Raw genomic sequence first — 26,928 nt, 5'->3', positions numbered from 1 at the left:
ACACGCTTAACACGAGTCCGGCACATTGGTGGATGTCGGCAAGGGCGGGAGCGGCTCCCCGCCCAGGCCGGCACCCAAACGGCGTCACGGACTTCCGGAGCGGCTCCCGGACCTCCACCGACGCCCAGGACGCGCCAGCCCGGCCTGACCCGGCCCGCGTCCCTCGCGGGGACCGCCGTCGTCCCGCCCCCCGGCAACGGGGGTGCGGCGGTCCCCGCGCACAGCTTTCTCACCCCGGAGTGTCCTCAGTCCTCCCAGCCGCTGCCCTGGCCGCCGGACCCGCGGTGCCTGCTGCCGAAGAGCCAGGCCGAACTGCGTGCCGCCTGGAACGCGTTGACACCCACGATGCCGCCCCAGGCGACCAGCAGACCGGGGAGGCCCGAGACGCCGCCGCCGATCGCGGACAGGGGTATCGCCAGCACCAGCGAGACGATGCCGAAGCCGAAACGCTCGCCGAAGGTGTCGGTGGACTTCGGCCCGCGCGAGTCACGCGCGACCACCATCTGCTGCTCGGCGAGCTGCCGCCGTACCCGGCGCTCCACCGAGCCGTCTATCCGCTGGTCGACCTTCTCGAGGAACGAGTCGACCAACGCGGACTCGTACTCGTCGCCCAGTTCCCTGCGGGCCTGCAGGGTGGCGTTGAGTTCCTTCTTCAGGTCGGCGTCGTGTGCGCCCGTCGCGTCCATACCGGTCATGCACACCACGGTAGGGAAACGGCATCCGCCTGGCACTGGGGTTAGCCCCCCTGTTGCCCCTGGGTCGGACCCTAGGGGTGGCGGAGGCCCTCATGCCGGGCCCTCATGTCACATGCATGAAAGTAAATCTCCCGTTGATTTAATTATATTTGAATCAGGTGGCGGCTGCTCGTAGTGTCGTGACATGACCTTTCATGTTTGTCCGTCACGCGAAGGAGATGTGAAGTGTCCACGAATTCCACGGTGATCGTCGGCGGTGGCCTGGTGGGGCTCACAGCTGCCGCCTCTCTCAAAATCATCGGCCATGAGGTGATCGTGCTGGAAAAGGCTCCACGAATTCGAGCTGCCGGCGCGGGAATCGGACTGTGGGCCAACGCGTTGAGGCAGTTCGACCACCTCGGTATCGGCCCGGAAATCCGTGCCATGGGAATCGACCAGAACATGTGGTTCTTCACCCCTGCCGGAGATCCGGTTCGCGCTCCGGGTCACACCGACAGCGATCACCAGTTCCTCCTCGTGCCGCGTCCCGAATTGAACAACCTGTTGGCCGACACCATCGGTCGCGACCGAATCCACGTCGACGCTCACGTGACCGGATATACCGAGACCGAGTCGGACGTCGTCGTGCACCTCGCGAACGGCGAGACAATCCGCGCGGGTCTTCTCATCGGCTCCGACGGCGTCCACTCGAATGTGCGCAAGCAGTTGGTGCCGGGGAGTGACGCCGTGAACCACTCCGGCCACTACGCCTGGCGCGCGATCGTGCCGACCGGAAACCAAAGGTCGGAGACCACCGTGCTCACCGTCGGCCATCGCCGAACCCGCGGCGGGTACGCGCGGGTCGCTCCTGGCCGGACCGTGTGGATGGTCAACCAGTTCGATGCCGGACCGCTCACCGGAAGCAAACGCGAACGGGCGCTGGAGCGTGGACGGCAGCTGGCCGAGGCGGGATGGAACGACGATCTGCTGTCCATGATCGCCGAAACGCCGGAGGAATCCATTCTGGAGAACCAGATCACGCTGGTCCCGGAACTGCCCCGTTGGACCAGCACCCGCGTCGCCCTGATCGGCGACGCCGCGCACGGGCTGTCCCCCCACATCGCTTCCGGCGGCACTCTCGGCATCGAAGACGTCGGCGTCCTGTGCGGCAGCCTGACGGCCGAGGCCGGCCTGGACAAGGCACTCGCCGCCTACGACCACGCCCGCGGTGCTCGTTTCCAAACGGTTCGCGAGCACTCCGCAGCCATCGAACACGCCGGCGACGCGGCTGAATTCGCGCGACGCTACGCCGCGTTCAGCCACTGGATGCTCACCACGGCACCCGTCACCTGACACCGGCCGACGGGGCAGCCCGCTCGCCTCGGAGTCCGGCCGTGCCGAACCGGATCCAGGGAATCGCCCATTAATTCCGTACCCATGAAGCAGGAGACGGTCAGCAGATGCCGGACTGGATAAATCTCGCAGAGTCCTTGATGGAATCGCCAGTGCTCTACGCCGTCCTCATCGCGGTATCCCTACTCGACTCTTTTCTTCCGTTGATCCCGAGCGAACCCGTCGTGATTCTCGCAGGAATCGCCGGTGCGACCGGGCAGACGAATATCCTGCTGGTCATCGCCGCGACGACGGTCGGTGCATTTCTCGGCGACCTGGTTCCCTATTCGATCGGCCGGTTGGTGGGGGAGCGTGTAATCGAACGTCTTCCGGTGGGCACCAAGCGCCGGACGGCGTACGACTGGTTCGAGCGTGAACTTGAATTACGCGGCGGGTTCGTGCTCGTCTCCACGCGATTCATTCCCGTCGGACGCTATCTCGCCACCGGGACCGCGGGGGTGGTGAGGTACCCGTTGCGAAAATTCATGCTGTACGTTGCCATTTCCACCGCCACATGGAGTGCCTATACCGCACTGTCGGGATATCTCGGTGGCGTCTTCTTCCAGGAGAACACGCTCCTGGCTGTCGCCGTCGGCGTCGGGCTCGCGTTCGCGGTGACCGGCACGGTGGAGCTTGCGCGATATGTTCGGCGGCGTCGATTGCGTTTGGGTAATTAACCAAGTCAGTTACTTGCACTTGATGTTAAGTGAGTTGCTCTCTAGCGTTCTCGGCATGAACCTCACCGTCCTCGCGGCCTCCGGTCAGACCGGAATCGCCCTCACCCGACAGGCGCTGCGACGTGGTCACACCGTGACCGCCATCGCACGTGATCCCGACCGAATCGCCCTGCCCGACTCCCCGCACCTGCGCAAAGTGGCGGGCGACGTGAACGACGCGGCCAGTATCGCCGCTGCGGTGGACGGGGATTCCGTGGTCCTCTCCGCGCTCGGTACGGACCGGGCGGGGATTCTCCTGACCGGCGCCCGGGCCGTCGTCGCCGCGGGCCCACGGCGCGTCATCTGGCTCGGTGCCTACGGCACGGGCAGGTCGGCCGAAGTGGCGGGGGAGGGCGCGGGCATGCTCGCCAAGGTGCTGGGCGACCGGCTCGCGGACAAGGTCGAGGCGGACGACACCGTTCTCGCGGCCGGGGGTACCGTCTTTCACGCCGGGATGCTCGCCGACGGGCCGGAAAGCCCCTCTCGTCGCACGGTCGGCCTGGAGGCCGCGCCGCCCTTCGACCTCGGTGCGAAAGTCAGCCGGGAAACCGTCGCCGCGGCGATGCTCGACGAAGCCGAGACGCCTGGTTTTCCCGGTGCGGTGGCCCTGCCGTTGGCGGAGTAGACGCAGTGGTCAGCAGGCGGTGATCTCCTCGAGCGACGCCCGGACCTGCTCACGGAGCCAGGCGTGCGCGGGGTCGGAATCGTAGCGCTGGTGCCAGTTGCAGTTGATCGTCGCCGCCGGAGACTCGATCGGCAGCGGCCGGGTGAGAAGCCCGAACGCCGTGATGAGCGGGCGGCTGAAGATCGCCGTGCAGGTGACCAGGGCGTCGCCACGGGCGGCGATCTGCAGGGCGCCTGACACCGTCGCCACCGCCGCCACCACCCGGCGCCGCAGACCTTCGGCGGCCAGCGCGTCATCGATCGGCGCGGTGAGGCGGCCACGCCGGGAGATCACCACATGCGGCTGCGCCGCGTAGGAGGCCAGGTCGAGTCCGGCGGCACAGGGGTGGTCCGCCCGCATCGCCACGACCAGCCGGTCGTCGCCGAGCGGCTCGGACCGGAACTCGGGCAGACCGGGCCTGCCGCCACCGAGTTCCAGATCGACGCGACCGTGTCGCAGGTCGTCGGTGTCGACGGTGTTCTCCGCCAGCACCCGCAACTGCACCCCGGGAGCCAGCTGCTGGATCCTCCCGACCAGTACCGGTACCAGCGACGCGGCCACCGCGTCGTGACACTGGATCGTGAAGGTGCGATCCAGCTCGGCCAGGTTCAGCTCACGGATCGGCGAGAGCACCTCACGCGCCTGCCTGACCAGCCGGTGCACGTCCTCCCGCACCGACACCGCGTACGGGGTGGGAGTCATCGAGTGGCCGGTGCGCACCAGGATGTCGTCCCCGGTGACCGCGCGGAGTCGGCCGAGGGTGCGGCTGACCGCGGGCGAGGACAGGTGCAGCCGCTCGGCCGCGCCCATCACGCTGCCCTCTTCGAGCAGGGCGTCCAGCACGGTCAGCAGATTCAAGTCCAATTGCATACAGGTAAATCCTTACACGTCGCAGATCCACTTCGATCAACTCCAGGAGCATCCCATGAGCCAGGAACTGCTTGCCGCCACCGTCGCCGCCGTCCGCCGGGCCGGCGCCCTGATGATGACGCGCTATTCCACCGAGTCCCGTCCTTCGGCACTTCCCGAACTGCTCGCGAACCTCCGGGCCAATGACGCGGCCGTTGTCGGCACGTTGCGCCCAGCGCTGACCGAGGCCCTGCCGAGCGCGGGCTGGCTCAACGACGAACACGGATCAGGACCGTTGGCCACGGGTGACTGGTGGCTCATCGACCCGGTCGGCGGCAATGTCAACGCCGTGCACGGCATGCCCGACTGGAACATCGGCGTGAGCCTCGTCCGCGACGGCCGCCCGGTGCTGGCGGTGCTCTACTTCCCGGTCCTCGACGAGATGTTCACCGCGACCGAGGGTGGCGGGGCGTTCCTCAACGGCGTACGGCTGCGGGTCTCGGCCAAGACGTCGCTGGACGGCGCACTGGCCGGGACCGGCCAGGCCCAGCCGGGTCACGACCCCGAGCTCGCCGAGCGGATGGGCTCCGCCTTCGCCGCGATGACGAACTCCGCCCTCCATGTGCGGATATCCGTACCGGTGACCCATCAGCTCGCCCAGGTCGCCGCGGGCCGGATGGACCTGCACTGGCAGTTCGACAACGTCCGGTCCCACGCGGCAGGTGTGCTGCTGGTCCAGGAGGCCGGAGGCATCGTGACCGACATCGACGGCAAGCCGTGGGACCTGGCCGACGGGAGCTACCTCGCCGCCGCACCGGGTGTGCACGCGGCCGCGCTGGAAGTCCTTACCGCCTGAGGCGCTCCTCGTCGGTGTCCGCCCGGATCACGGGGTGCCCCTTGCCGATCCTGTATAACGTCATGCAGCATCTGCCTTGCCTGAATGGATGGGCCATGCCTGGCTGCCGACCTGATCCGAGGCATCTGAGGTAACGGACGTCCGGCGAGCAGGACCGGGAGTCCGGGTCGCGTCCCGTTCGAGGGGAGTCTTCGCCTTATGTCGTCCCGGATCGTGGATGCGCCGTCCTCGGTGTCACCAGCCGCGTCACCCCCGATGTCCACCGGCATCGTCGTGCTGGACGGCGTCGGCCTCGGCGTCGACGACGTCGTACGCCTCGCCGACGGGGCCGCGCGGCCGGTCCCCGGCACCGACGCGATGAAGCGCGTCGAGGAGGTCTGGGACGTCGCCCGCCGGATCGCTGCGACCGGCCGCGTGTACGGCCGCTCCACCGGCGTCGGCGCCAACCGCAACGAGGACGTCCCCACCGAGGCCGCCGCCGACCACGGCCTGCGCCTGCTGCGCAGTCACGCCGGCGCCATCGGCGCGGAACTGCCGGCCCGGCAGGTACGGGCGATGCTCGCCGTCCGCGCCAACCAGCTGCTGGCGGGCGGCGCCGGACTACGGCCCGGAGTCGTCACCGCCCTGTGCGAGGCGCTGGAGAACGGCGCGTATCCCGTGGTCAACGAGTTCGGGTCGGTGGGCACCGGGGACATCGCGGCGCTGGCCCAGGTGGGGCTGGCGCTGGCGGGGGAGCACGACTGGATCGGGTCGGGGCAGGATCAGCGGTCAGGGCCAGGTGCGGGTGTGGGTGTGGGGTCGCGGCCGAGTGTGGGGTCAGGGTCGGAGGTGGGGGTAGGTGCCGGGCCGGGGCCGAGTGTGGGGTCAGCGTCGGAGGTCGGGGCAGGTGTGGGCTCGGAGGTCGGTGCGGGGTCGCGGCCGGGTGTGGGGTCGTGGGCCGGTGGGTCAGTGCTCCGGGGGCGTCGTGCCGTCGGCGCCCCCGCGCCCCAGGCCCTCGACAACAATGACGCCCTCGCCCTGATCAGCAGCAACGCGCTCACCCTCGGGCAGGCCGCGCTCGCCCTGCACGAACTGCGCGGGCTCATCGCCGCCACCCAGGTCGTCGCCGCGCTCTCGCTGCACGCCGTCGACGGATCCCACGAGGCGTACGCGGCGCCCGTGCACGCCGCCCGTCCGCACCGGGGGTCCGTCGAAGTCGCCCGCCGGATGCGGGAGTTGATCGGTTCCGCGGACCGGCCCACCCCTCCCCTCGGGCGCATCCAGGACCCGTACGGCTTCCGGTGCCTGCCGCAGATCCACGGGCCCGCCCATGACGCGGCGGACGCGCTGGAGGGAGTGCTCGCGATCGAGATCAACGCCGCCGCCGAGAACCCCCTCATCTCCCCCGAGGACCTCACCGCCTACCACCACGGCGGCTTCTACCAGGCCCAACTCGCCCTCGCCCTCGACCACTTCAGGCTGGCCATCACCCAGGTGGCGCGGCTGTCCACCTCACGCCTGTCCACCCTGAACGAGCCCGCCTTCACCCGACTGCGCCCCTTCCTCGCCGACCACGAGCCCGCCGCCTCCGGGGTGATGATCCTGGAGTACGCCGCCGGAGCGGCCCTCGGTGATCTGCGGGCCTTCTCCGCGCCCGCCTCGCTCGGGCACGCTGTACTCTCCCGGGGCGTCGAGGAACAGGCCAGTTTCGCCTCGCTCGCCGCCCGCCAGACACTGCGAGCGTGCGACGCGTACCGTCTCGTCGTCGGCTGCGAACTGGTCGCCGCCGTACGGGCGCTGCGCCAGCGCGACCTGCGGCCGGACCCCGAACTGCCGGCCGGACGGGCGCTGGAGCTGGCCGAGTCGGTCCTCGACGCCGACTCGGCCGACCGGCCGCTCACGGACGACGTGACAGCGGCATCGGCACTGTTGGACCGGTTCACGGAGATCTGGAGGGGGAGCGGGGAATGAGCACGCCGAACGCGGACGACAACAGGGACGCCAGTACGGGCGCGGAGGGCACGGAGAGGACGGAAAGGGTCGAGGGGGTGCAGGGCGCCGCAGGAGAGGTGGGCGCGAGCGGGCGCCTACCCGACAGCCCCGCCGCCCGGCTCCAGGCACTCTTCGAAGGGCACCGGCTCACCCCGACGCAGCGGCGCATCGCGCACAGCATGGTGCGCCGCGCCTCCGAGGTGCCCTTTCTCTCCAGTGTCGAGCTGGCTGAACTGGCCGGTGTCAGCCAGCCGTCCGTCACCCGCTTCGCCGTCGCCCTCGGCTTCGACGGCTACCCGGCGCTGCGCAAGCACCTGCGCGAGGTCGCCCCCACCGAACAGAGCGCCGAGCCGGGCTCGTACAACGAGTACCAGCAGGCCGTCGAGGCCGAGATCGAGAACCTGAGGCACCTGGCGGAGATCCTCGCCGACCCACGGCCGGTACGGCGGGCGGGTCAACTCCTCGCCGCTTCCCGCCCGTTGCCCGTCCTCGGGCTGCGCGCCGCCGCCTCCCAGGCCTACGGCTTCGCGTACTTCGCCGCCAAGGTCCACCCGGACGTACGGCTGCTCCATGAGGGCGGCACGATGATCCACGACCGTATCGACGCCGCCGTACGGGCGGGCGCCTCGGCCCTGCTGTGCTTCGCGCTGCCCCGGCATCCGCGCGAGGTCGTCGACACCCTCGCCTACGCCAAGGGGGCGGGGCTGACCGTCGTCACCGTCGCCGACTCGGCGTTCGCGCCGGTCGCGAAGGTCTCCGACCTGCTGCTGCCGGCCGCCGTCGGCACCGGCCTCGCCTTCGACACCGCCTGTGCGCCGATGCTGCTCGGCCGGGTGCTGCTGGAGGCCATGTGCGACGACCTGCCGGACGCCCAGGCCCGCCTGGAGGAGTTCGACGCGCGGGCGGCCGCCCGGGGGCTGTTCGTCGAGTAGGCCCGGGCGGGTACTTCGCGGGTCCTTCTCGTACCCGTCCCCCGTTCTCAGACTCGTCTCACGTTCGCTCGCTACTCTCCCGCTCCGGCAGGACTGTACGAGGTGGAGGAACCGGGAGGCGGACGTGGCGCGCGGAGGTCAGGGGCTGGCGCGGGTGGCTGTGGTCGTACGGGCCGGAGCGGCGCCCATGTGGTGGTTCGGGGTGTTCGCGGCGGGCATCGGCCTACTGGCGCCGGGGATCACCGGCCGCCGGATCGGGGTGATGGCGGGGGCCGCGCTGTTCATCATCACGGCCGGGGTCGTGGCGTACGCGCGGCGCCGGCGCTACACCGCGCTCGCCGCCGGTCCCGCCCGGGCCGGGCGGCACGATGTGCTCCAGGACCGCGCGGTGACGGTTCGCAACTGGCGCCGTGGCCACCGCTGGTGGCTGCTGCTCGCCTTCGCCGCCGCGCTGGGCAGCTCCCTCGCGGTGCCCGCGGCGGGCGGGCTGCTGCTCGCCGGGGCCGGTACCGGGCTGCGGCTGAAGGCGGCCTGGCTGGGCCGCCGTGAGCGTGCCGACGACGTGCTGCTCTGGGTGCGGGTCGACTGGCTCGGCCCGCGCTCCGGGGCCCCGGTGGGCAAGCCGGTCAAGGCCTACCGTGCCACGGGAATCGCCGCGGGCGACGCGACCCCGGGCGGGGCGCGCCGCCGCGGCGACGTACTGGTCCAGCCGGTCCGGCTCGGCTGGCTGGTCCGGCTCGCCGGCCGGGCTCAGACCTCGATGTCCGCCTCGATCCTCTTCAGCTGGTGGCGGGCCATCGCCAGGTTGGAACGGCTGATGTCGAGCACCAGGTAGAGGAAGAGGCCGTTGCCCCCGCGCCCCTTCATCATGCGGATCAGGTGGTACTGGCTGGACAGCGTGATCAGGATGTCCTCGATCTCACCCTTCAGACCGAGGTGTTCCATCGTCCGCATCTTGGCGCGTACGACATCGGTGTTGCCGGCGGCGGCGACGTTCAGGTCGAACGTCTTGCTGCCGCCCATCGTGCCCAGGGCCATGCCGCTGGTGTAGTCGACGAGTGCGACTCCGGTGGCGCCCTCGATGGAGGTCAGCGCCTCTTTGAGCGCGGTCTCGGTGTTGGCCATGACGGTGTTCCTCTCCTGCTTCCGGTTCAACTATCCGTGGTGGTACGCGCGTTGGGCGTGGTTGACGGTGTGCGTGCCGCGCGCGGGGTTCTGGTTCGAGTGGGCATGGGGGCGGGTGCGGGTGCGGTGGTGGGCATGGGGGGCGCCGTGGGCTCGGTGGCCGGTTCCGCCACGGCCGGCGGTGGCCGGGTCTCGGCCGCCGCGTCGACCAGCTCCCCGATACGCAGGCCGGCCCGGCGGCCCTCCAGGTGCAGCCGGCCGACGTTGACGCGGTCCTGGGCGAGCAGTGTCAGGACGGCGGTACGGCCCGCCGCGTACGTCGCCACATAGCCGTACACCCCCCGCACCAGCAGCTCGCGGAAGTCGCCCTGGCCGGTCGCGTCCGCCATCCGCACGGCGACGCTGAGCGCGGTGGCGGTGAGCGCCGCGACCGTCTCCGGTTCGACACCTGGGGTGTCCTGCACGATGACGAGACCGTCGACGCTGGCCGCGAGCGCGCCGGTGAGTTGGGGTACGCGGGCCCGCAACCTGCGCAGTTCGTCCATGACTTCGGCCTCGGCTGCCATGAGCTGTCTCCTCTCGGCACGCGGGCGCTGCCGTTCAAAGGGCCTCCAGCGCATCCCTGAGCCTCTTCAGCAGCGTGACGTTGGGGTCGGCGAACGACGGCGGCAGTGTCCCGGGGGGAGCCGGGGGAGCGGAGGACTCGGACGGTGGTGGCGGGGCGAGTGCGGGGGCGAGGTCGGCCGGCATCGGCATCGGCATCGGCATCGGGGTCGGGGTCGGGGTCGGGGTGGCCTCCGGGGCTATGACGCCCGCGGCTGCCAGTCGCCGTATGTCCACGAGGGCGTGGAACGTGGGGCGGGCCAGCGCCAGGGCGATGTCGGCCGCCGTACGGACCCCGTTCACCAGGGCCAGTACGGCGTGCTGGCGGGCGGTGACCGTCGGCGCGGCCGGGCTGCCGGAGAGGAGCAGGGGGGCGCTGTCGGGGGCCGGGTCGGGCCAGATGCGGTGCAGCAGGGCGCGCCTGCGCAGCGTCTCGTGCTCGACCGCCGCCACCGGCACCGGGCGCACCGGACCGAGCCAGTGCGTGTCCCCGTACCGGAAGTGTCCCGGCGTGCCGCTGGGCGAGAGGGCGAAGTACGCCGCGTCGTACAGCGCCCCCAGGTGGCACACCTCCAGGGCGCCCGCGCCGATCCGGCCGCTCTCGACCAGGAACCGCCCGACCCGGTGCAGCTCGCCGGCCGCGCCGACCGCGTCCCGCCAGCCGTCCGCGTCCAGCGTGCCGCGCGCCGTGAGCAGCACGTCGAGGCCGGGTACGGCCGGGCTCTCCGCGTGCACGACCTCGCCGTCGGCGAGATAGAGCGAGCCGCGCTCGCGGACCAGGACACCGGTGGCCCGCTCGGTGGCGAGCCGGGCGAGCATCGGCGAGACCCCGCCCCCCACCCGCTGCCGGGCCGCCGCCCTGTCCCGCACCGGCAGACGCGGGGGCGGGGTCGTCAGGTTCGTGCGCAGTGTCGTCATCCCAGCACCAGCCGTCCGGCCATCTCGCCGAGCCGGATGCGGGCCAGCGCGAGGTTGCCGTCCGCGCGGGCCAGCCACAGATGCAGGAACACACTGCTGTCGAAGCTCGTCCTGACGAACCGCAGGACGTGATAGCTGTCGCGGTTGCTGATGATCAGGTCCTCGACCGGAGGATCCTGCCCCGACCGACCGCCGGTGAACTCGTCGGCGTCGGCGTCGTAGTCCTCCTCCGGGGCGAACGCGCGGTGCTCGGCGGCCAGCCGGGCCAGCTCGGCCGCCTCGGCCGCCATCGTCTCCGGGTCACCGCCCGGGGATTCCCCTACGGTGCCCAGTGCCAGCCCGCTGGTCCAGTCGACCAGCGCGGCGCCCCGGGCACCGGGCAGCCGCATGGCTTCCAGTAAGCACTCGTCGATTCCGGGCACCCTGAGCCCCTCCCACCTGTCCCGCTCGCGTCTGTCCGGCTGGTGTTCGGCCGCCCCACCTGACGTTCGGCCGACTGATGTTCGGCCAGCCCGGTGTTCGGCTGAGTGACGCAGACGCTACGCAACGTGTGCGCGAGGAGTGAGAGATCTGGCATTTTCCAGTGGAACATGCGCCGGATGACTAAGGTGGGTCGACTGAGCCTGTTTTCAAGGCAGTTGACCTGCATGTTCCCCGGAGTCCGTCAAGGGCGCGCCGAGCGGGAGGCGGGCGTGGCGAGGGTGGTGAGCGCGGACGCGTGCGCCCCGCCGGATTCGGCCACGATCTCGGCGACGGTCTGCGGCTCCCGTACGACCGCGAAGGTGACGCCCCCATCCCTGCCGTCACCGCCCCTGCCGTCACCGCCCCCGGTCGACGCGAATCCGTAGATCCCCGGCCGGGCGAGGGAGTTGTACCCGTAGTGGTGCGCGAAGTAGTACGCGCCCGTGTCCAGCGCCGCCGCGTAGTCGCCCTGTTCGAGCAGTGGCAGCGCCCGCCCCTCGGCGAGCAGGTCGCCGGAGAAGCAGGCGGGCCCGGCCACGTCCTGCACCACGTCCGCCCCGGACTTGGGGCGCCCCCTCCCGTCGTACGCGGCGATCCTGAGCGGCCATGACCCCGGCGCGTACACCGTCCGGGTCGCGACCTGTACGCCCGCGTGCGTGACCGCGACCGGGCGTCCGCCGGCGCTCTTCGCGTACTCGACCCGGGCCACCACCGTGCCGTGCTTGGCCAGCAGCGACCGCCCGAACTCGGTCACCAGCCCGTACCGCCCCGCGAACAGCCCCGGCACCGCGTCACCCAGCAGCCGCGCGTACTGCGCGAACGTCGGACTCGTCGCGTCCGACGCGAAGTTGACCGGCAGCCCGCCGCCGATGTCGATCGTGTCGATCTGCCGCCGCCCGACCCGCCGGTTGATCTCCTCGGCGAGCGCGTACGTCTCCGCCACGCCCCGCACCATCAGCGACAGCGGGATGCCCTGCGACCCGGTGTGCGCGTGCAGCCTGGTCAGCCACGGGCGCTCGGCGTACGCCCCCACGATCCACTCGCGCGCCCCCTCGTCCTGGAGCGCCACCCCGAACTTCGAGGTCGCCGTGGCCGTGGACGTGGACCCGATCGACCCTCCGCCGATCTGCGGGTTCACCCTGATCCCGATCGGGGACCGGCTGGTCGCCGAGCCCATCAGCGCGTCGAGCCGGTGCAGCTCCTGCGGGTTGTCGGCGTTCACGGCGATGCCCAGTGCCAGCGCCTCGCGCAGTTCGGCGGGCGTCTTGGCCGGCGAGTCCAGCACCGTCCGGTGCGGTGGCACGCCCGCCGCCCGCGCCAGCGCCAGCTCCCCCGGGCTCGCCACCTCGGCCCCGATCCCCTCCTCGCGCAGCAGCCGCAGTACGGGCACCAGCGGGGTCGCCTTCACCGCGAAGGCGTGCAGTACGGGCGTGCCGGGCGCCAGGACCGCGTCGAAGGCGGCGCGCAGCTCGGCGACGGACTCGCGGATGCCGGTGACGTCGAGCAGACCGACGATGGGTGCGTGGGTGTGGAGCAGTCCCTGCTCCACGGCGGCGCGTACGGCTTCGTCCCGCCGGCTGATCCGATCCGACCTGTTGTGCTCCATGACATCCCCCGTGGTGTCGTTGTCCGTGCTGACGTATGTGTCGATGTCCGTATCGATGGGGCAAGCCAAACATCCGCGGCGCGTGCGTGCTGGCGCAAGAACGTATTGACTAGTTCTATTCAGAAGGCGAAGATGTGAATATCCACTGCAATAGTCGCTAGCAGTCCGCTGGGAGGCAGACCATGTCAGGACCCCGCCCCGTACGAGCCCCGCGCGGTACGGAACTGAGTGCCCTGGGATGGCAGCAGGAGGCCGCCCTGCGGATGCTGCAGAACAACCTGGACCCCGAGGTCGCCGAGCACCCCGACAAGCTCGTCGTCTACGGCGGCACCGGCAAGGCGGCCCGTGACTGGCGCTCCTTCGACGCCATGGTCCGCACCCTGCGCACCCTCAAGCAGGACGAGACGATGCTCGTCCAGTCGGGCCGCCCGGTCGGCGTCATGCAGACCCACGAGTGGGCCCCGCGCGTACTGATCGCCAACTCCAACCTGGTCGGCGACTGGGCCAACTGGGAGGAGTTCCGCCGTCTGGAGGCCCTCGGTCTGACCATGTACGGGCAGATGACGGCCGGCTCGTGGATCTACATCGGCACCCAGGGCATCCTCCAGGGCACCTACGAGACCTTCGCCGCCGTCGCCGCCAAGAAGTTCGGCGGCACCCTCGCCGGGACGATCACCCTCACCGCCGGCCTTGGCGGGATGGGCGGCGCCCAGCCGCTCGCCGTGACGATGAACGACGGCGTCGCGATCTGCATCGACGTCGACCCGCGTGCCATCGAGCGCCGCATCGAGCACCGGTACCTCGACGTGAAGGCCGACTCCCTGGAGCACGCCCTCCAGCTCGCGGTGGAGGCCCGGGACGCCCGCCGCCCGCTCTCCATCGGCCTGCTGGGCAACGCGGCCGAGCTGCTCCCGCGCATGCTCGCCGAGGGCGCCCCCATCGACATCGTCACCGACCAGACGTCGGCCCACGACCCGCTCTCCTACCTGCCGGTCGGCGTCGACTTCGACGACCTGGCCTCCTACGCGGCGAAGGACCCGGCCGGCTTCACGACCCGGGCGCGCGAGTCGATGGCACGGCACGTGGAGGCGATGGTCGGCTTCATGGACGCCGGCGCCGAGGTCTTCGACTACGGCAACTCCATCCGGGGAGAGGCCCAACTCGCCGGATACGAACGGGCGTTCGCCTTCCCCGGCTTCGTGCCCGCGTACATCCGCCCCCTCTTCTGCGAGGGCAAGGGCCCCTTCCGCTGGGCTGCCCTGTCGGGCGAGGCGTCCGACATCGCGAAGACGGACAAAGCGATGCTGGAGCTGTTCCCGGAGAACGAGTCACTGCACCGCTGGATCAAGATGGCCGGAGAGCGCGTCCACTTCCAGGGGCTGCCGGCCCGGATCTGCTGGCTCGGCTACGGCGAGCGGGACAAGGCGGGCGAGCGCTTCAACGACATGGTGGCGAGCGGAGAACTGGCCGCGCCGCTGGTCATCGGCCGCGACCACCTGGACAGCGGGTCCGTCGCGTCTCCCTACCGGGAGACGGAGGCCATGCTCGACGGCTCCGACGCGATCGCCGACTGGCCGCTGCTGAACGCGATGGTCAACGTGGCGTCCGGGGCGTCATGGGTCTCCATCCACCACGGAGGCGGAGTCGGCATGGGACGGTCGATCCACGCCGGGCAGGTGTGCGTGGCCGACGGCACGAAGCTGGCGGGCGAGAAGATCCGCCGGGTGCTGACCAATGACCCCGGTATGGGGGTGATCCGGCACGTGGACGCCGGGTACGACATCGCGGAGTCGGTCGCGGACGAGCGTGGCGTGCGGGTGCCGATGCGTGAGGGTGACGACGCGTGAGGGGTGTTTCTGGCGGGGGCGGCGACTCCTCGGTGGGGGCGGATGGTTCGTCGCCGACCACGGGTTCGGCCGCGCCCACCAGTTCCGCCCTGCGGAACAACCGCCCACAACCTGGCGCGCCCCAGCTTGGCGGCTCGCAGCCCGGCGCCCCGGTGGCTGGCGGCTCGCAGCCCAGTGGCCTGCAGTCCGGTGGCCCGGTGGCTGGCGGCGCGCAGTCCGGGGCCGCGGTGGCTGGCGCCCCGCAGCCCGGCGGCTCGCAGGCTGGCGGTCCGCGCTCCGGCGACCCACAGCTCGGCGGCCCGCAGTCCGGTGGGTCTTTCGGTGGGTCCTTTCTGGAGATGTGGCGGGAGCTCGCGCCCATCGGGCGGCATCCCGGTTCCGGGGGCTATCGCCGGTTCGCCTGGACCGGGGTGGATCTTGAGTGCCGGGCGTGGTTCAAGGAGCAGGCCGAGGCTCGGGGGCTCGTCTATGAGGTCGACCGGAACGGGAACCAGTGGGCCTGGCTCGGGGATCCCGGCGCCGGGGACGCCGTCGTCACCGGGTCGCATCTCGACTCCGTGCCCGATGGCGGAGCCTTCGACGGGCCCCTCGGTGTCGTCTCCTCCTTCGCCGCCCTCGACGAACTCCGGGGCCGGGGTGTGCGGTTCGGTAAGCCGCTGGCCATCGTCAACTTCGGGGACGAGGAAGGTGCCCGGTTCGGGCTCGCCTGTGTCGGGTCGCGGCTCACCGCCGGTGCCGTCACCGTCGAGCAGGCCCGGCTGCTGACCGACGGGGACGGTGTCACCCTGCCGCGCGCCATGGAGGCCGCCGGGTACGACCCGGACGCGATCGGGCCGGACCCCGAGCGGCTCGCCCGTATCGGCGCCTTCGTCGAGCTGCACGTCGAGCAGGGGCGGGCCCTCGACCTGAGCGGCGACCGCGTCGGCATCGCCAGTGCCATCTGGCCGCACGGGCGGTGGCGGTTCGACTTCCGGGGCGAGGCCAACCACGCCGGGACGACACGCCTCGTCGACCGCCGTGACCCCATGCTGTCGTACGCCGAGACCGTCCTCGCCGCCCGGCGCGAGGCGCGGCTGGCCGGCGCCGTCGCCACCTTCGGGAAGATCGCCGTCGAGCCCAACGGGGTCAACGCCATCCCCTCCCTCGTGCGCGGCTGGCTCGACTCCCGCGCCGCCGACCAGCACGCCCTCGACACCGTCGTCTCCGGCGTCGAGAAGGCGGCCCGCGAGTACGCCGAGGCGCACGGTGTCGATCTCGATGTCGTCCGGGAGTCGTTCACCCCCGTCGTCGAGTTCGACCACGCCCTGCGCGACGAACTGGCCCGACTGCTGGGCCGGGACGAAAAGGACGCCGCACTCACCGTCCCCGTCCTGGGCACCGGTGCCGGACACGACGCCGGGATCCTCTCCGGGAGCATCCCGACCGCCATGCTGTTCGTGCGCAACCCCACGGGCGTCTCGCACTCCCCGGCGGAGTACGCCGCCGAGGACGACTGCGTGGCCGGGGTGACCGCACTCGCCGACGTACTGGAAGGGCTGGCCCGCACGTGACGCACCCTCATCAGCACGCGCATCCGCAGCGCACCTACTGGCTGGAGCACGCCTGGCTCGACACCAACGTCGAGCCGGGCGTCGCCCTCGATGTGCGGGACGGCCGGATCACCGCCGTCCGCACCGGGGTCGACGCCCCGCCGCCCGGCACCGAGATCCTCCGCGGGCTCACCCTTCCCGGGCTCGCCAACGCCCACAGTCACGCCTTCCACCGCGCCCTGCGCGGCACCGTCCAGGTCGGCTCCGGCACCTTCTGGACCTGGCGCGAGATCATGTACTCCTTCGCCGACCGGCTGACCCCCGAGAGCTACCACGCCCTCGCCCGAGCCGTGTACGCCGAGATGGCCCTCGCCGGCATCACCGCCGTCGGCGAGTTCCACTACGTCCACCACGCCCCCGGCGGCACCCCGTACGCCGACCCGAACGCGATGGGCGAGGCCCTCCTCGCGGCGGCCTCCGACGCCGGAATCCGCATCACCCTCCTCGACACCGCCTACCTTTCCTCCGGGATCCACAACACGAGGAGCGGACAGCCCCCGGACCGTCACCAGCTCCGATTCTCCGACGGCACGGCCGACGCCTGGGCGGAACGCTGTTCAGTTCTCAAGGACCGGGATCACGCGCGGATCGGTGCCGCCATCCACTCCGTACGGGCCGTGCCCGCCGGCCAGTTGGCGATCGTGGCACGCTGGGCAGAGGAACGGCGGGCGCCCCTCCATGTGCATCTGTCCGAGCAGACGGCGGAGAACGACGCCTGCCTCGCCGCCCACGGATGCACCCCCACCCGCCTGCTCGCCGACCACGGGGTCCTCGGCCCCCGCACCACCGGCGTCCACAACACCCACCTCACCGACGACGACATCGCGCTTCTCGGCGGCAGCGGCACCGGCACCTGCATGTGCCCCACCACCGAACGCGACCTCGCCGACGGCATCGGCCCCGCCGTCGCCCTCCAGCGCGCGGGCTCACTCCTCTGTCTCGGCTCCGACAGCCACGCCGTCATCGACCTGCTCGAAGAGGCGCGCGCCATGGAGCTGAACGAGCGCCTGCGCACCCGCACCCGGGGCCACTGGACAGCGGCGGCCCTGCTCCGGGCGGCCTCCGCCGACGGTCACGCGGCCCTCGGCTGGGACGACGCGGGCACCCTTGAGGCGGGTGCGCTCGCCGACTTCACGACGATCGCGCTCGACTCGGTCAGAACAGCGGGGCCGGTGCCTCGTCTGGGAGCGGAGACCGCGGTATTCGCAGCGTCGGCAGCGGATGTGCGCCATACGGTCGTGGGCGGCCGGCACGTCGTGCGGGACGGGACGCACACCCTCGTGCCCGAGGTTCCGCAGGCCCTTGCGGCCGCTGTCGAAGCCCTGCGCGGCTGAACCCCGTACGCACCCCCGTACGTCCGCCCGCCCGCAGGCCCGCCACCCACGAGGACGCCATGAACAGCACCAGCACGCCGAGCAGTCCGGGCAGCCCGAACCGGACGAACAGCGCTATCGGCAGCACGACCGACACCACCACCGGCACGACGACTGTCATCACGAACATCGGCAGTCTGGTCACCAACGACCCCTCTCTCGGCGACGAATCTCCACTCGGGCTGGTCCTGGACGCGGCCGTCGTCATAGAGGGCGACCGCGTCGTCTGGACCGGTGAATCCAGCAAAGCACCCGCCACTGACAATCGGGTCGACGCCGGTGGCAGGGCCGTCCTCCCGGGCTTCGTCGACTCCCACTCCCACCTCGTCTTCGCGGGCGACCGGACCCAGGAGTTCAACGCCCGCATGTCAGGGCGCGGCTATACGGCGGGGGGTATCCGCACGACCGTCGCCGCGACCCGTGCCGCCACGGACGCGGAACTGGAGGCCAACCTCACCCGTTACCTCCGCGAGGCCCTCCACCAGGGCACGACGACCTTCGAGACCAAGTCGGGGTACGGCCTGACCGTCGAGGACGAGGCCCGCGCCCTGCGTATCGCCGCCGCCCACACCGACGAGGTCACCTACCTCGGCGCTCACATCGTGTCCCCGGACTACGCCGACGACCCGGCCGCCTATGTCGCCCTGGTCACCGGCGAGATGCTCGACGCCTGTGCCCCGTACGCCCGTTGGGTCGACGTCTTCTGCGAGAAGGGTGCCTTCGACGGCGATCAGGCGCGCGCGATCCTCACCGCGGGCAGGGCGAAGGGGCTGCACCCGCGCGTCCACGCCAACCAGCTCTCGTACGGCCCCGGCGTGCAGCTGGCCGTCGAACTCGACGCCGCCAGCGCCGACCACTGCACCCACCTCACCGACGCCGACGTGGACGCCCTCGCGAACAGCCGTACGGTCGCGACCCTGCTGCCCGGCGCCGAGTTCTCCACCCGTGCCCAGTGGCCGGACGGCCGCCGTCTCCTCGACGCGGGCGTCACGGTCGCGCTCTCCACGGACTGCAACCCGGGGTCGTCCTTCACCTCCTCCGTGCCCTTCTGTGTCGCGCTGGCGGTACGGGACATGGGCATGACCCCGGACGAGGCGGTCTGGTCGGCCACGGCGGGGGGCGCACGGGCCCTCCGACGCACCGACATCGGCCGCCTCACGCCCGGGGCGTACGCCGACCTGACGATCCTGGACGCCCCGAGCCACGTACACCTGGCCTACCGGCCGGGAGTTCCGCTGGTCAGCGGGGTGTGGCGGCGGGGCGTACAGGTCGTCTGAGCCGATCGGTCAAGCCGGTCGATCCCTCAGAGGCCGTAACGGTTCTTCAGGTGGCGCCAGAAGTCACGGAGCATCCACTTGTCGAACTCCGTGATCTGGGTCGCGCTGCCCGCGTTCATGATGAAGCAGCACTGGCCGGTCGGGGTCCAGTCGTAGAAGTCGTCGAGCCCGAAGGTATGGCCGACCTCGTGCAGGTAGATGTGGATGTTCTCCTGGTCGAGGGTGCTGGTGAAGTACTCCTGGCCGATCCGCTGGCCCCAGTCGCCGCCGGCACCGCCCTGGAAGCCCTTCGTCAGCCACAGCGACTGGTCGTAGTGGCGGGACGCGCCACCCGGGCACCGGGAGTAGTTGCCGTCCTGGTGGAAGAAGCGGCCGCAGTCGGGAGCGCACTGCGGGGCGCCGTCGCCGTCGAGGTTCCCGGCGTAGATGTCGACGGAGTTGTCGGTCCACTGCAGGGTCGAGCGGTTCTTCACCGCCCACCCGACGATGTTGACGGGAACGCTGGTGTACGGCCAGGCGTTGTGTCCCTTGCCGTTGTCGACCATGGCCGCCATCCACTTGGCGAACTGCTTCTTCAGCGCCGTGTGGATCCGGTCGCGCAGGGCGGTGCTGACGGGCGCGTCCGACTCCCAGCGGACGCAGTAGTTGACGCTTCCGCGGTTGGCCATGACCTGGTCCCAGCCATAGTTGCGGAAGCCGTAGAGGTCCGGATAGGTCGACGAGACGTGGTTCCAGACCTCGTTCAGTGGCTGTACGAGGTTGGCGGGCGGGTTCCAGTCGTCGGCGGCCCGGGTCTGTGCCGCCGTCACGGCGGGAGCGGCGAACGCCGCCGGCAGACCGGGAGCGGCGATCAGCGCCGCCAGCGAGGCGAGGACCGCCAGGAGGCGTGCGATACGTCTGCGCATGGGTGAACTCCTGTTGTGGGGAACGGGATTCACCCTCGGGTCGCCACCGGCCGCGCGCCGGGTTGCCGACAGGTCCCCGTCGGCGTTTCACTCCCTTCTCCCACGGCGGAGTGAAACGCCGGGCTCTCGCGGGAGGTTGGCGAGTACCGACTTTTCAGCTAGCGCCCGCGCGCCAGCGCTGCCCCGACCCGCCCGACAGCGGCGCGAGGGTCAGTCCGCCGTCGACGTCCGGACTGAGCGCCGTCGCGATGGCGATCGCCGGACGGATCACACCGTCGTCGTCCACGGTGAAACGCAGGTTGTCGCCGTTGTCGTCACTGTCCACCGACGCGCACTCCCAGATGCCGACGCCCTTGTCCACATCACCCCGGGTGTCCAGGCACAGACCGGTGTCGGCGGCCGACCGCAACAACCCCAAGTCCGCGTCCACACGCCAGCGTTGGGAATCGGCCGACACGGAACAGGGCGCCGTGACGACGTCCGTCCCCTTCTCTGTCACACCGTCCCGGATGTCCAGGCAGCGCCCCGAGGCGACGTTCACCACCTGGGCGTACGAGGCTCCGGGCGCCCGGAAGACGGACGTGGACGTGGGGCTGGGTGTGACGTCTGCCGTGGGCGTCGGCCTGGCAGTCGGTGTCGGAGTGGTCGGGGGTCGTGAAGTCGGCGGCGGGGAAGGGGACCCGGTGGCCGCCGACGCCGAGGGGGCCGCCGCCCCGGGGCCGCTCGGTACCGCGCTGAGCGGTGGCGCCTCCGGCCCACCCCGCTGGTTCGGCGAGCTGTCGCCCGACGAGAGCAGCACGATCAGCAGCGGGACCAGCGTCACACCGAGCGCCGCCGAGGCCAGCACGAACCGCCGACGGGACCGCCGGGCCGGCGACCAGAGCCAACTGGGCTCAGGCGTAGCGGCGTTGGCACGGGTGACCGTCGGCGCGTCCCTCGCGTACGCCGGACCGCACCACGGCAGCAGGCCCTCGCCCAGCGCCGTGCGCGGGTGGTCGCGCAGGGCGGAGAGTTCCTCGTAGGCCCCCGAGCAGTGCGGGCAGATGACCATGTGGGAGTTCAGGTCGGTGCTGTGGCGCGGGTTGACGGGACGGACCGACTCCTCGATCAGCCGGCGGAAGTCCTGGCAGCGCGGGTCGTCGGAGATGGCCAGCCGGGACCGCAGACAGGCCTGGGCCAGGGTCTGGAGCGCCGCCTGCGTCTCGTACGTCACGTCTTCGGGTGTCAGGCCGAGAAGTGCGGCGGTGCGGTCCTCGGACTCGCGCTCCACGATGCCGTACCAGATGAGGCCGCGCGTGCGGGCCGGCAGCGACTGGAACGGGCCCAGCATGGGCGGGGGCGGCCAACCGCCGCCGGCGGTGCTCAGGACGAGGAGCAGGCTCGCGTCGAGGCCCGCCGCGCGTTCGTCGGTGGCCCAGGTGGCCGCCAGACCGGTGGTCAGCAGCAGGAGTTGGTGGCGCCAGGGGACGCTCGGCTCGGTACCGCGTGCCGTGTCCCGGGCCGCCTCCGTGAACGCCTGGGCCGCCAACTGCCGTGCTGTGGAGTCGCTCACCGTGCACAGACGGGCGTAGGCGAGGACGGACGCGCGGTGCCGGCCACGGAGTTCCCGCAACGCGGGGTACGCAGTGGGGGAGTTGGTGCGCAGCAACTCGGTGAGGCGGGCGTCGGACGCGCCGGCGTACACCCCGTACCCCTCGCTGTCGTGGGTGTCCTGGGACATCCGTCCGCCTCCTCGCACCCCCGACTCCGGCCCCGTGCTGACGTATCGGCCAGTCTGATGGCGCGCCCGGTGACGCAGGGGGCCTTTGGGAAAAGAGAGGAGGGGTTTCCGTAGGTAACGGAAAACCCCTCCCGAACGGACGCCTGTCTCGCCGTCCCGACCCCGAACCCCGACCGTCACTCCTCGACGGTCAGGCCCTTCCGCAGGCGCTGCAACGTCCGTGACAGCAGCCGCGACACATGCATCTGGGAGATGCCGAGTTCCTCGCCGATCTCCGACTGGGTCATGTTCGCGACGAACCGCAGCGAGAGGATCTGCCGGTCCCTGGGCGGGAGTTCGGCGATCAGCGGCTTCAGGGACTCGACGTACTCGATGCCCTCGATGCCGTGGTCCTCGTAACCGATACGGTCCGCGAGCGCGCCCTCGGAGTCGTCCTCCTCGGGTTGCGCGTCAAGTGAGCTGGCGGTGTAGGCGTTCGAGGCCGCCATGCCTTCCACGACCTCGTCCTTGGAGAGGTCGAGCCGTGCGGCCAGCTCGCCCACGGTGGGGGCGCGGTCGAGCTGCTGGGCCAGTTCGTCGCCGGCCCGTGCCAGGTCCAGCCGCAGCTCCTGGAGCCGGCGTGGGACGCGGACGGACCACGACGTGTCGCGGAAGAAGCGCTTGATCTCGCCCACGATGGTGGGCAGGGCGAACGTCGGGAACTCGACGCCGCGGCTCAGTTCGAAGCGGTCGATCGCCTTGATCAGGCCGATGGTGCCGACCTGGATGATGTCCTCCATCGGTTCGCTGCGCGAACGGAAACGGGAGGCGGCGAACTTGACCAGCGCGAGGTTGAGCTCGACGAGCGTGTTACGGACGTACGCGTAGTCGTGCGTGCCCTCTTCGAGGGACTCGAGTCGCGCGAAGAGGGTTTTGGACAGGGCCCGGGCGTCGACCGCCCCCACCTCGTCGAACGGCGGGATCTCGGGGAGCCCGTTCAGGGCCTCCGGAACGCGCGGGCCGGGGAGGTGCTGGTCCTGTTGCTGGGAGTCCGTGTTTTCCGGAGGGGGTGTCGACGTCGCCCAGTGGGTATGCGATGCGTCGAGCCGGGGTGACATGGTGTCCTCCATGGTTCTCGGCATAAGGCTGCCGAAGCCGGGGCGTGCGGTGCGGTGTGCGGCGCCTCCAATGCCGGCCGTGTCGGGTGCGTGTCTCGGGCCGGCTCGCTGGGGGAACCGGCCCAGTACTAGGCCTACCCGGTTTCCTGAGCCCGCCGCAAGTGCGTTCCCTTCCTATATGTCCGCATTTGGGCTTTAGTTCAGGTGTCGGAGAGTGTGAGGAAGGCGTAGTGTTCGTGGACGTCAGTTGGGCGCGAGCAAGCGCCGGTAAGCAGCAGAGGCCTCGGAAGAGAGGGACGGCATGGACCGCGAGACGGTCGGCAGCGCACAGTCTGGCCGGCTTCTGGTGGAGGTTCGGCAGGACGGCCCCAGCGCCGTTGTGACGCCGACGGGTGAGCTCGATCACCACACCGCCGATCTGTTGCGTGAACCACTTGAGGACTGCCTCGCGAAGGGCATCGCGCGGCTGGTCGTCGACTGCGCACGGCTCGAGTTCTGTGACTCCACGGGCCTCAACGTGCTGCTCGGCGCCCGCCTGAAGGCGGAGGCCGCGGGTGGCGGGGTGCACCTCGCCGGAATGCAGCCAGTGGTCGCCCGGGTGTTCGAGATCACGGGCGCGGACGCCGTTTTCACCGTCCACGAGACGCTCGCCGACGCCCTCGCCGACGAGCCGCCCGAGTCGCCCGGGTCGCCTGAGCCCCTCGAATCCTCCTAGCCTTTCCGGCCGGGTCCTCCTGGCCGGCCGGGCCGGTTCCTGAGCGCGCTCTTTTTGGGGGGTGTTCTGTCGGTTCCGCCGGGCAGGAGACATCCTGAATATGCACACAAGGGCGTGCGTAAAGGAACTGTGTTGAATGACGACCGTGTACGCGCAACTGGTGAATCGGTGAGGTGAAGCGCTGATGAGCACCACCCGGCCCGACTCGCCGGGCTCCCCGGAGTCCCCCGAGTCCTCCGAGTGCGGTGGCGCCTCCGGGGGTCGTCAGACCCGCAATCTGAGTTTCGGGGGGCAGAGCGGTGTCGTTCCGCTCGCCCGTGACTTCGCCCGGCAGGCGCTGTACGCGTGGGGCTGGCTGCCCGCCGAGACCGCCGACCGGCGGGCCGCCGCCGAGGACGTACTGCTGGTCGTCTCCGAACTCGTCACCAACGCCTGTCTGCACGCCGAGGGCCCGGACGAGATGTGGATCACCTGCGACAACAAGGTGATCCGCGTCGAGGTCTCGGACCGGGGCACCGGCCAGCCCGCCCCGCGCACCCCGCACCGTGCCGGGCGCCCCGGCGGTCACGGGATGTTCATCGTGCAGCGCCTGTGCCTGGACTGGGGAGTCGTACGGATCCCCGGCGTCGCGGGCAAGAGGGTCTGGGCGGAGCTGGGCGCTCCGGCGTAGTTCCCGCCGTTCCGGCGGGATACGCACCACCGGGATCAGGCCGAATTACCGCCGATCCGGTGTGTGCTGTGTCTTCCAACTGTTGGTCCCCCGGCGTACCTTGACGGCCGATCCGCGATCTGATGTGCCGTCAGAAACGCTGCCGGGACCGCCAGGAATGGGGGACGACGATGTCGTACCACCGGACATGCCGCCGAACGCACCCGAAACGCGCCGCCGCGCTCGCGTCCGCCGCGGCCCTGGCCGGATCGGCGGTACTGCTGGCCGCTCCCGCCGCCCGGGCCGAGGTCGTGGACGTCAACTACCGTTGCGACACGCCGATCGGCGTGAAGAGCGCCCTCTCGTCCATCGACATCAAGGCCGTGAAGAGCGGCGCCGCCTACAAGGTGACGATGTCCTGGCAGAAGGGCGTCTCGTCCAGCCCGGTCGAGCTGGGCAAGGGCGCGATGAGCCCGAGCGCCACGATCAGACTCGGCGGCGCGGACAGCGGCACGCTGAACGTCAGCGGACCCGCGAACGAGGCAGCGCTCCCCGCCAACACCCCCATCAAGATCAATGACCTGAGCGGCACGTACACGCCGTCGAAGAACGGCAAGGTCACCTTCACGGCCGGCACCCTGACGATCAAGGCCGCCGGTACGACCACCACGTGCACGCCCACCAACAGCCCGGGGCCGTCCCTGACGCTCGACGTCACGGGAGCCTCCGGCGGCGGCGACACAGGCGGTACGAGCAGCACGGGCGGCAGCGGCGGCACGGGCGCACTCCCGCAGACCGGCCCCGAGGACTCCTTCGTGGCACTGGGCACGCTCGGCGGCACCGTGCTGCTCGCGGGCGCGGCGGGCACGCTGTGGCTGACCCGCAGGAACCAGCCGGGGACGGTACGACGGCAGTCGACGGCACGCCGCTGAGGCCCGTACGAGACCCGTACGACTTCCGGGAGCCGCCGATGCGTGTCCTCAGCCCCAGCCTCAGCCACCGCCGCCTTCTCGGGCTGCTCGGCCTCGTCGCGCTGCTGTCCACGGGGGCGCCGGCCGTCGCCGACGAGGGCTGGTCCGTCACGCCCCTGGGCACCGGCCGGCCGTACTTCTACGCCGAGGGCACGCCGAAGACGGTTCTCCAGGACACGCTCTCCGTCCGCAACCCGACGAAGCGGACCCTCGACGTACGGCTGACCGGCAGCGGTTGGATCACCCTCGCCGCCCCGGTGGTGGAGGTCCCCGCCCGGACGCGTGCCGACGTGCCGTTCACGGTGCGGGTCCCCGAGGGCACGCCTCCGGGTGACCGCACCGCGACGATCACTGCCCGGGCGTCGGGCCGGACCGCGACGGTACGGGTCCGACTCCGGGTCGGGGGACCCCGGTTGCCCGCGCTGACCGTCGAGCACGTGGCGGTACGCGGCGAGCGCATCGCCTACGAGCTGGTCAACCGCGGCACCACCGACCTGACCCCGACCCTCGCCGTCCGCGCGGACGGTGTCCTCGGCCCGCTCCTCGACCGGGCCCCGCGCACCCTCCCCGTACGCCTGCCTCCGGGCCGGCGCCTCGCCCTCACCGAACCCTGGTCCGAGCGCCCCGCGTTCGACGCCGTCGACGTCCGGCTGACGGTCACGGCGGCGGACGGGACGGTACGCGACGAGGCGGGCACGTCGGTGCGGTTCGTGCCGTGGGGCGGGGTGGCGGGGGTCGCCGGGGCGCTGACGGCGGGCGTGGCCCTCGTGGTCGTACGACGGCTCGGGCGCCGTAGGCGGGACGAACAGCCGTGTGCACGCCAGGAGTTGGCGGCCGAGACGGACGAACTGACGGGGGCGATGACGTGATGCGGCGGATTCCTGCACTGGTCGCGGCACTGGCGATCGCTCTGCTCTCGGTACCCACGACCACCGCGGCGGCGGCCGCCGACGGGCCGACCGTCAAGGTCTCCAAGCCCCAGGCGGGCACCGGCGGTTCCCTCGTCGTGACAGGGACGGGCTGGCAGCCGAAGACGCTGCTGATGATGCTGATCTGCGGCCGGTCCGCGCCGGGCCGCGGAGTGATCGGCGGCACCAACTCCTGTGCCAACGCGGACGGACGAGCCGTCACCACGGACGCGAACGGCGGCTTCAGCAAGAGCCTCCCGGTGGTCGAACCGCCCGTGCCGTGCCCGTGCGTGGTGCATGTGGTGACGGTGACGGGTTCGTCGCCGGCGGCGGGCGACGCGGCGTTCCAGGTGGCCGGGCACCCGGTCGAACCGTTGCCCGCGCAGGTCGGCACGGGCCGTCTCTCGGTCCTCACCGACCCGCGACTCGACGGGTCGAGCGGGCTGCTGACCTGGTTCGGGGCGCCTCCCTCACGGACGCTGGCGGTCACCGTCGGCAACCTCGGCACGGGGGCGGTCAAGAACCCGGTCTTCCGGATCGGCACCTCCCACGGGGTGTTCGCCCCGCAGTGGGACGAGCAGCAGTGGCGCGGCACGATCCCGCCGGGCGGGAAGGCGCGCGTCGAACTGCCGGTGACCCTGGCGAGCGGGGCGCACGGCGACTACACGGTCTCGCTGAAGTACGGCGGGAAGGTGCTCGCGGAGCAGCCGTGGGGCGTGGGCCGGCCGTGGGGCGTGACCCTGTTCTGGGTCCTGGCGGGTGTCGTCGTACCGGCGGCGCTGTTCCGCGTCGGGATGGCGGTTGTGGACCGGGTACGGCCACGCGGACCGGGCGGAGCCGGTGGAGCGGGCGCGCGGGCGTCGGCGCGCCGTGGCAGGGCGCTGCGGAGACCCGAACCGACCCTCCGGATGCCGAGGTTGGGCGCGCGGAAGGCCCATGGGCAGCCCGAGCCGGCGCCCGCTTCCTCGACCCTGCCGTGGTTCACCCCCGAGGCCGACCCGGGAGCGGGCACGGACGCGGGTATCGGCGCGGGCATCGACACGGGCGCGGGCACTGCGACGACCAACACGACGAAGACGAAGGGGAACACGTGAGAACGCAACGGAGAC

The 26,928-nt window shown here is 71.3% G+C and carries 25 protein-coding genes and 1 pseudogene; 16 read left to right on the top strand and 10 right to left on the bottom strand.

Going from position 1 to position 26,928, the window contains the following annotated elements; translation table 11 throughout:
* Positions 1-245: 245 nt before the first annotated feature.
* On the bottom strand, positions 246-695 hold the full coding sequence (locus QA861_RS17685) for a hypothetical protein (RefSeq protein ID WP_334589285.1): 450 nt from the start codon (positions 693-695) through the stop codon (positions 246-248).
* Between the two features lie 243 nt (positions 696-938).
* Here QA861_RS17685 and QA861_RS17680 point away from each other — a divergent pair, with 243 nt between their 5' ends.
* From QA861_RS17680 to QA861_RS17670, 3 genes are all read left to right on the top strand, one after another.
* Positions 939-2,027 carry an FAD-dependent oxidoreductase gene (locus tag QA861_RS17680; RefSeq protein ID WP_334589284.1) on the top strand — a complete coding sequence of 363 codons (1,089 nt, stop codon included), beginning with the start codon at positions 939-941 and terminating at the stop codon, positions 2,025-2,027.
* Between the two features lie 107 nt (positions 2,028-2,134).
* Positions 2,135-2,743 carry a DedA family protein gene (locus tag QA861_RS17675; protein ID WP_334589283.1) on the top strand — a complete coding sequence of 203 codons (609 nt, stop codon included), beginning with the start codon at positions 2,135-2,137 and terminating at the stop codon, positions 2,741-2,743.
* A 55-nt stretch (positions 2,744-2,798) separates the two neighbouring features.
* Positions 2,799-3,407, top strand: a complete 609-nt coding sequence (locus tag QA861_RS17670) for an NAD(P)-dependent oxidoreductase (RefSeq protein ID WP_334589282.1) — start codon at positions 2,799-2,801, stop codon at positions 3,405-3,407.
* Positions 3,408-3,416: 9 nt separating this feature from the next.
* On the opposite strand, the gene QA861_RS17665 is transcribed toward QA861_RS17670, so the two are convergent.
* Positions 3,417-4,316 carry a LysR family transcriptional regulator gene (locus tag QA861_RS17665; RefSeq protein ID WP_334589281.1) on the bottom strand — a complete coding sequence of 300 codons (900 nt, stop codon included), beginning with the start codon at positions 4,314-4,316 and terminating at the stop codon, positions 3,417-3,419.
* A gap of 55 nt (positions 4,317-4,371) precedes the next feature.
* On the opposite strand from QA861_RS17665, the gene QA861_RS17660 reads away from it, so the two are divergent.
* The 4 genes and pseudogenes from QA861_RS17660 to QA861_RS17645 all read left to right on the top strand — a co-directional run.
* Positions 4,372-5,151, top strand: coding sequence for an inositol monophosphatase family protein (locus QA861_RS17660; protein WP_334589280.1), 780 nt, complete (start codon positions 4,372-4,374; stop codon positions 5,149-5,151).
* A gap of 198 nt (positions 5,152-5,349) precedes the next feature.
* Positions 5,350-7,101 (top strand): aromatic amino acid ammonia-lyase, encoded by a 1,752-nt coding sequence (locus tag QA861_RS17655; protein WP_334589278.1) that lies wholly within the window; start codon positions 5,350-5,352, stop codon positions 7,099-7,101.
* Complete coding sequence (locus tag QA861_RS17650) at positions 7,098-8,054, top strand: MurR/RpiR family transcriptional regulator (protein WP_334589277.1); 957 nt, start codon at positions 7,098-7,100, stop codon at positions 8,052-8,054. The genes QA861_RS17655 and QA861_RS17650 overlap by 4 nt, the downstream gene beginning before the upstream one ends.
* Before the next feature lie 124 nt (positions 8,055-8,178).
* Positions 8,179-8,760 (top strand): annotated as a pseudogene (locus QA861_RS17645) (hypothetical protein); the annotation flags it as partial.
* 44 nt (positions 8,761-8,804) lie between these two features.
* Here QA861_RS17645 and QA861_RS17640 read toward each other — a convergent pair.
* The 5 genes from QA861_RS17640 to QA861_RS17620 form a co-directional block, all read right to left on the bottom strand.
* Positions 8,805-9,179 (bottom strand): hypothetical protein, encoded by a 375-nt coding sequence (locus tag QA861_RS17640; RefSeq protein WP_307628484.1) that lies wholly within the window; start codon positions 9,177-9,179, stop codon positions 8,805-8,807.
* A 26-nt stretch (positions 9,180-9,205) separates the two neighbouring features.
* Positions 9,206-9,745 (bottom strand): roadblock/LC7 domain-containing protein, encoded by a 540-nt coding sequence (locus QA861_RS17635; RefSeq protein WP_334589276.1) that lies wholly within the window; start codon positions 9,743-9,745, stop codon positions 9,206-9,208.
* Between the two features lie 34 nt (positions 9,746-9,779).
* The gene (locus tag QA861_RS17630; protein ID WP_334589275.1) at positions 9,780-10,700 is read right to left on the bottom strand and encodes a transcriptional regulator; all 921 of its coding nucleotides are present in this window, start codon (positions 10,698-10,700) and stop codon (positions 9,780-9,782) included.
* On the bottom strand, positions 10,697-11,122 hold the full coding sequence (locus QA861_RS17625; protein ID WP_334589274.1) for a hypothetical protein: 426 nt from the start codon (positions 11,120-11,122) through the stop codon (positions 10,697-10,699). Before QA861_RS17625 ends, QA861_RS17630 begins: the two co-directional genes overlap by 4 nt.
* Before the next feature lie 242 nt (positions 11,123-11,364).
* On the bottom strand, positions 11,365-12,768 hold the full coding sequence (locus QA861_RS17620) for a type III PLP-dependent enzyme domain-containing protein (RefSeq protein ID WP_334589273.1): 1,404 nt from the start codon (positions 12,766-12,768) through the stop codon (positions 11,365-11,367).
* 182 nt (positions 12,769-12,950) lie between these two features.
* On the opposite strand from QA861_RS17620, the gene hutU reads away from it, so the two are divergent.
* From hutU to hutI, 4 genes are all read left to right on the top strand, one after another.
* A complete protein-coding gene (hutU, locus tag QA861_RS17615; RefSeq protein WP_334589272.1) occupies positions 12,951-14,615 on the top strand; it encodes a urocanate hydratase in 1,665 nt (554 codons plus the stop codon).
* Between the two features lie 338 nt (positions 14,616-14,953).
* Positions 14,954-16,165: an allantoate amidohydrolase gene (locus QA861_RS17610; RefSeq protein WP_334590608.1), complete on the top strand. Its 1,212-nt coding sequence runs from the start codon at positions 14,954-14,956 to the stop codon at positions 16,163-16,165.
* Positions 16,162-17,538 carry a formimidoylglutamate deiminase gene (locus QA861_RS17605; protein WP_334589271.1) on the top strand — a complete coding sequence of 459 codons (1,377 nt, stop codon included), beginning with the start codon at positions 16,162-16,164 and terminating at the stop codon, positions 17,536-17,538. Before QA861_RS17610 ends, QA861_RS17605 begins: the two co-directional genes overlap by 4 nt.
* A 59-nt stretch (positions 17,539-17,597) precedes the next feature.
* The gene (hutI, locus tag QA861_RS17600) at positions 17,598-18,854 is read left to right on the top strand and encodes an imidazolonepropionase (protein ID WP_334589270.1); all 1,257 of its coding nucleotides are present in this window, start codon (positions 17,598-17,600) and stop codon (positions 18,852-18,854) included.
* A 26-nt stretch (positions 18,855-18,880) separates the two neighbouring features.
* Here the strand turns inward: hutI and QA861_RS17595 are convergent, their stop codons facing one another.
* The 3 genes from QA861_RS17595 to QA861_RS17585 form a co-directional block, all read right to left on the bottom strand.
* Complete coding sequence (locus tag QA861_RS17595; protein WP_334589268.1) at positions 18,881-19,759, bottom strand: hypothetical protein; 879 nt, start codon at positions 19,757-19,759, stop codon at positions 18,881-18,883.
* Positions 19,760-19,913: 154 nt separating this feature from the next.
* On the bottom strand, positions 19,914-21,479 hold the full coding sequence (locus QA861_RS17590; RefSeq protein ID WP_334589267.1) for a ricin-type beta-trefoil lectin domain protein: 1,566 nt from the start codon (positions 21,477-21,479) through the stop codon (positions 19,914-19,916).
* 176 nt (positions 21,480-21,655) lie between these two features.
* Positions 21,656-22,576 carry an RNA polymerase sigma factor SigF gene (locus QA861_RS17585; protein ID WP_334590607.1) on the bottom strand — a complete coding sequence of 307 codons (921 nt, stop codon included), beginning with the start codon at positions 22,574-22,576 and terminating at the stop codon, positions 21,656-21,658.
* A gap of 301 nt (positions 22,577-22,877) precedes the next feature.
* On the opposite strand from QA861_RS17585, the gene QA861_RS17580 reads away from it, so the two are divergent.
* The 5 genes from QA861_RS17580 to QA861_RS17560 all read left to right on the top strand — a co-directional run bounded on the left by QA861_RS17580 (position 22,878) and on the right by QA861_RS17560 (position 26,913).
* Positions 22,878-23,291 carry an STAS domain-containing protein gene (locus QA861_RS17580; protein ID WP_334589266.1) on the top strand — a complete coding sequence of 138 codons (414 nt, stop codon included), beginning with the start codon at positions 22,878-22,880 and terminating at the stop codon, positions 23,289-23,291.
* A 184-nt stretch (positions 23,292-23,475) separates the two neighbouring features.
* Positions 23,476-23,961: an ATP-binding protein gene (locus tag QA861_RS17575; protein WP_334589265.1), complete on the top strand. Its 486-nt coding sequence runs from the start codon at positions 23,476-23,478 to the stop codon at positions 23,959-23,961.
* 170 nt (positions 23,962-24,131) lie between these two features.
* Positions 24,132-24,872 carry an LPXTG cell wall anchor domain-containing protein gene (locus tag QA861_RS17570; RefSeq protein ID WP_334589264.1) on the top strand — a complete coding sequence of 247 codons (741 nt, stop codon included), beginning with the start codon at positions 24,132-24,134 and terminating at the stop codon, positions 24,870-24,872.
* Between the two features lie 38 nt (positions 24,873-24,910).
* Entirely contained in the window at positions 24,911-25,780 is an 870-nt protein-coding gene (locus tag QA861_RS17565) for a COG1470 family protein (RefSeq protein WP_334590606.1), read from the top strand.
* A complete protein-coding gene (locus QA861_RS17560; protein ID WP_334589263.1) occupies positions 25,780-26,913 on the top strand; it encodes a hypothetical protein in 1,134 nt (377 codons plus the stop codon). Before QA861_RS17565 ends, QA861_RS17560 begins: the two co-directional genes overlap by 1 nt.
* The last annotated feature ends 15 nt before the right edge of the window (positions 26,914-26,928 follow it).

The sequence above is a fragment of the Streptomyces sp. B21-083 genome, assembly GCF_036898825.1.
Lineage (GTDB): Bacteria > Actinomycetota > Actinomycetes > Streptomycetales > Streptomycetaceae > Streptomyces.
Note: the sequence above shows the minus strand (reverse complement) of the source record. Positions and strands in the feature narration are given on the sequence as shown.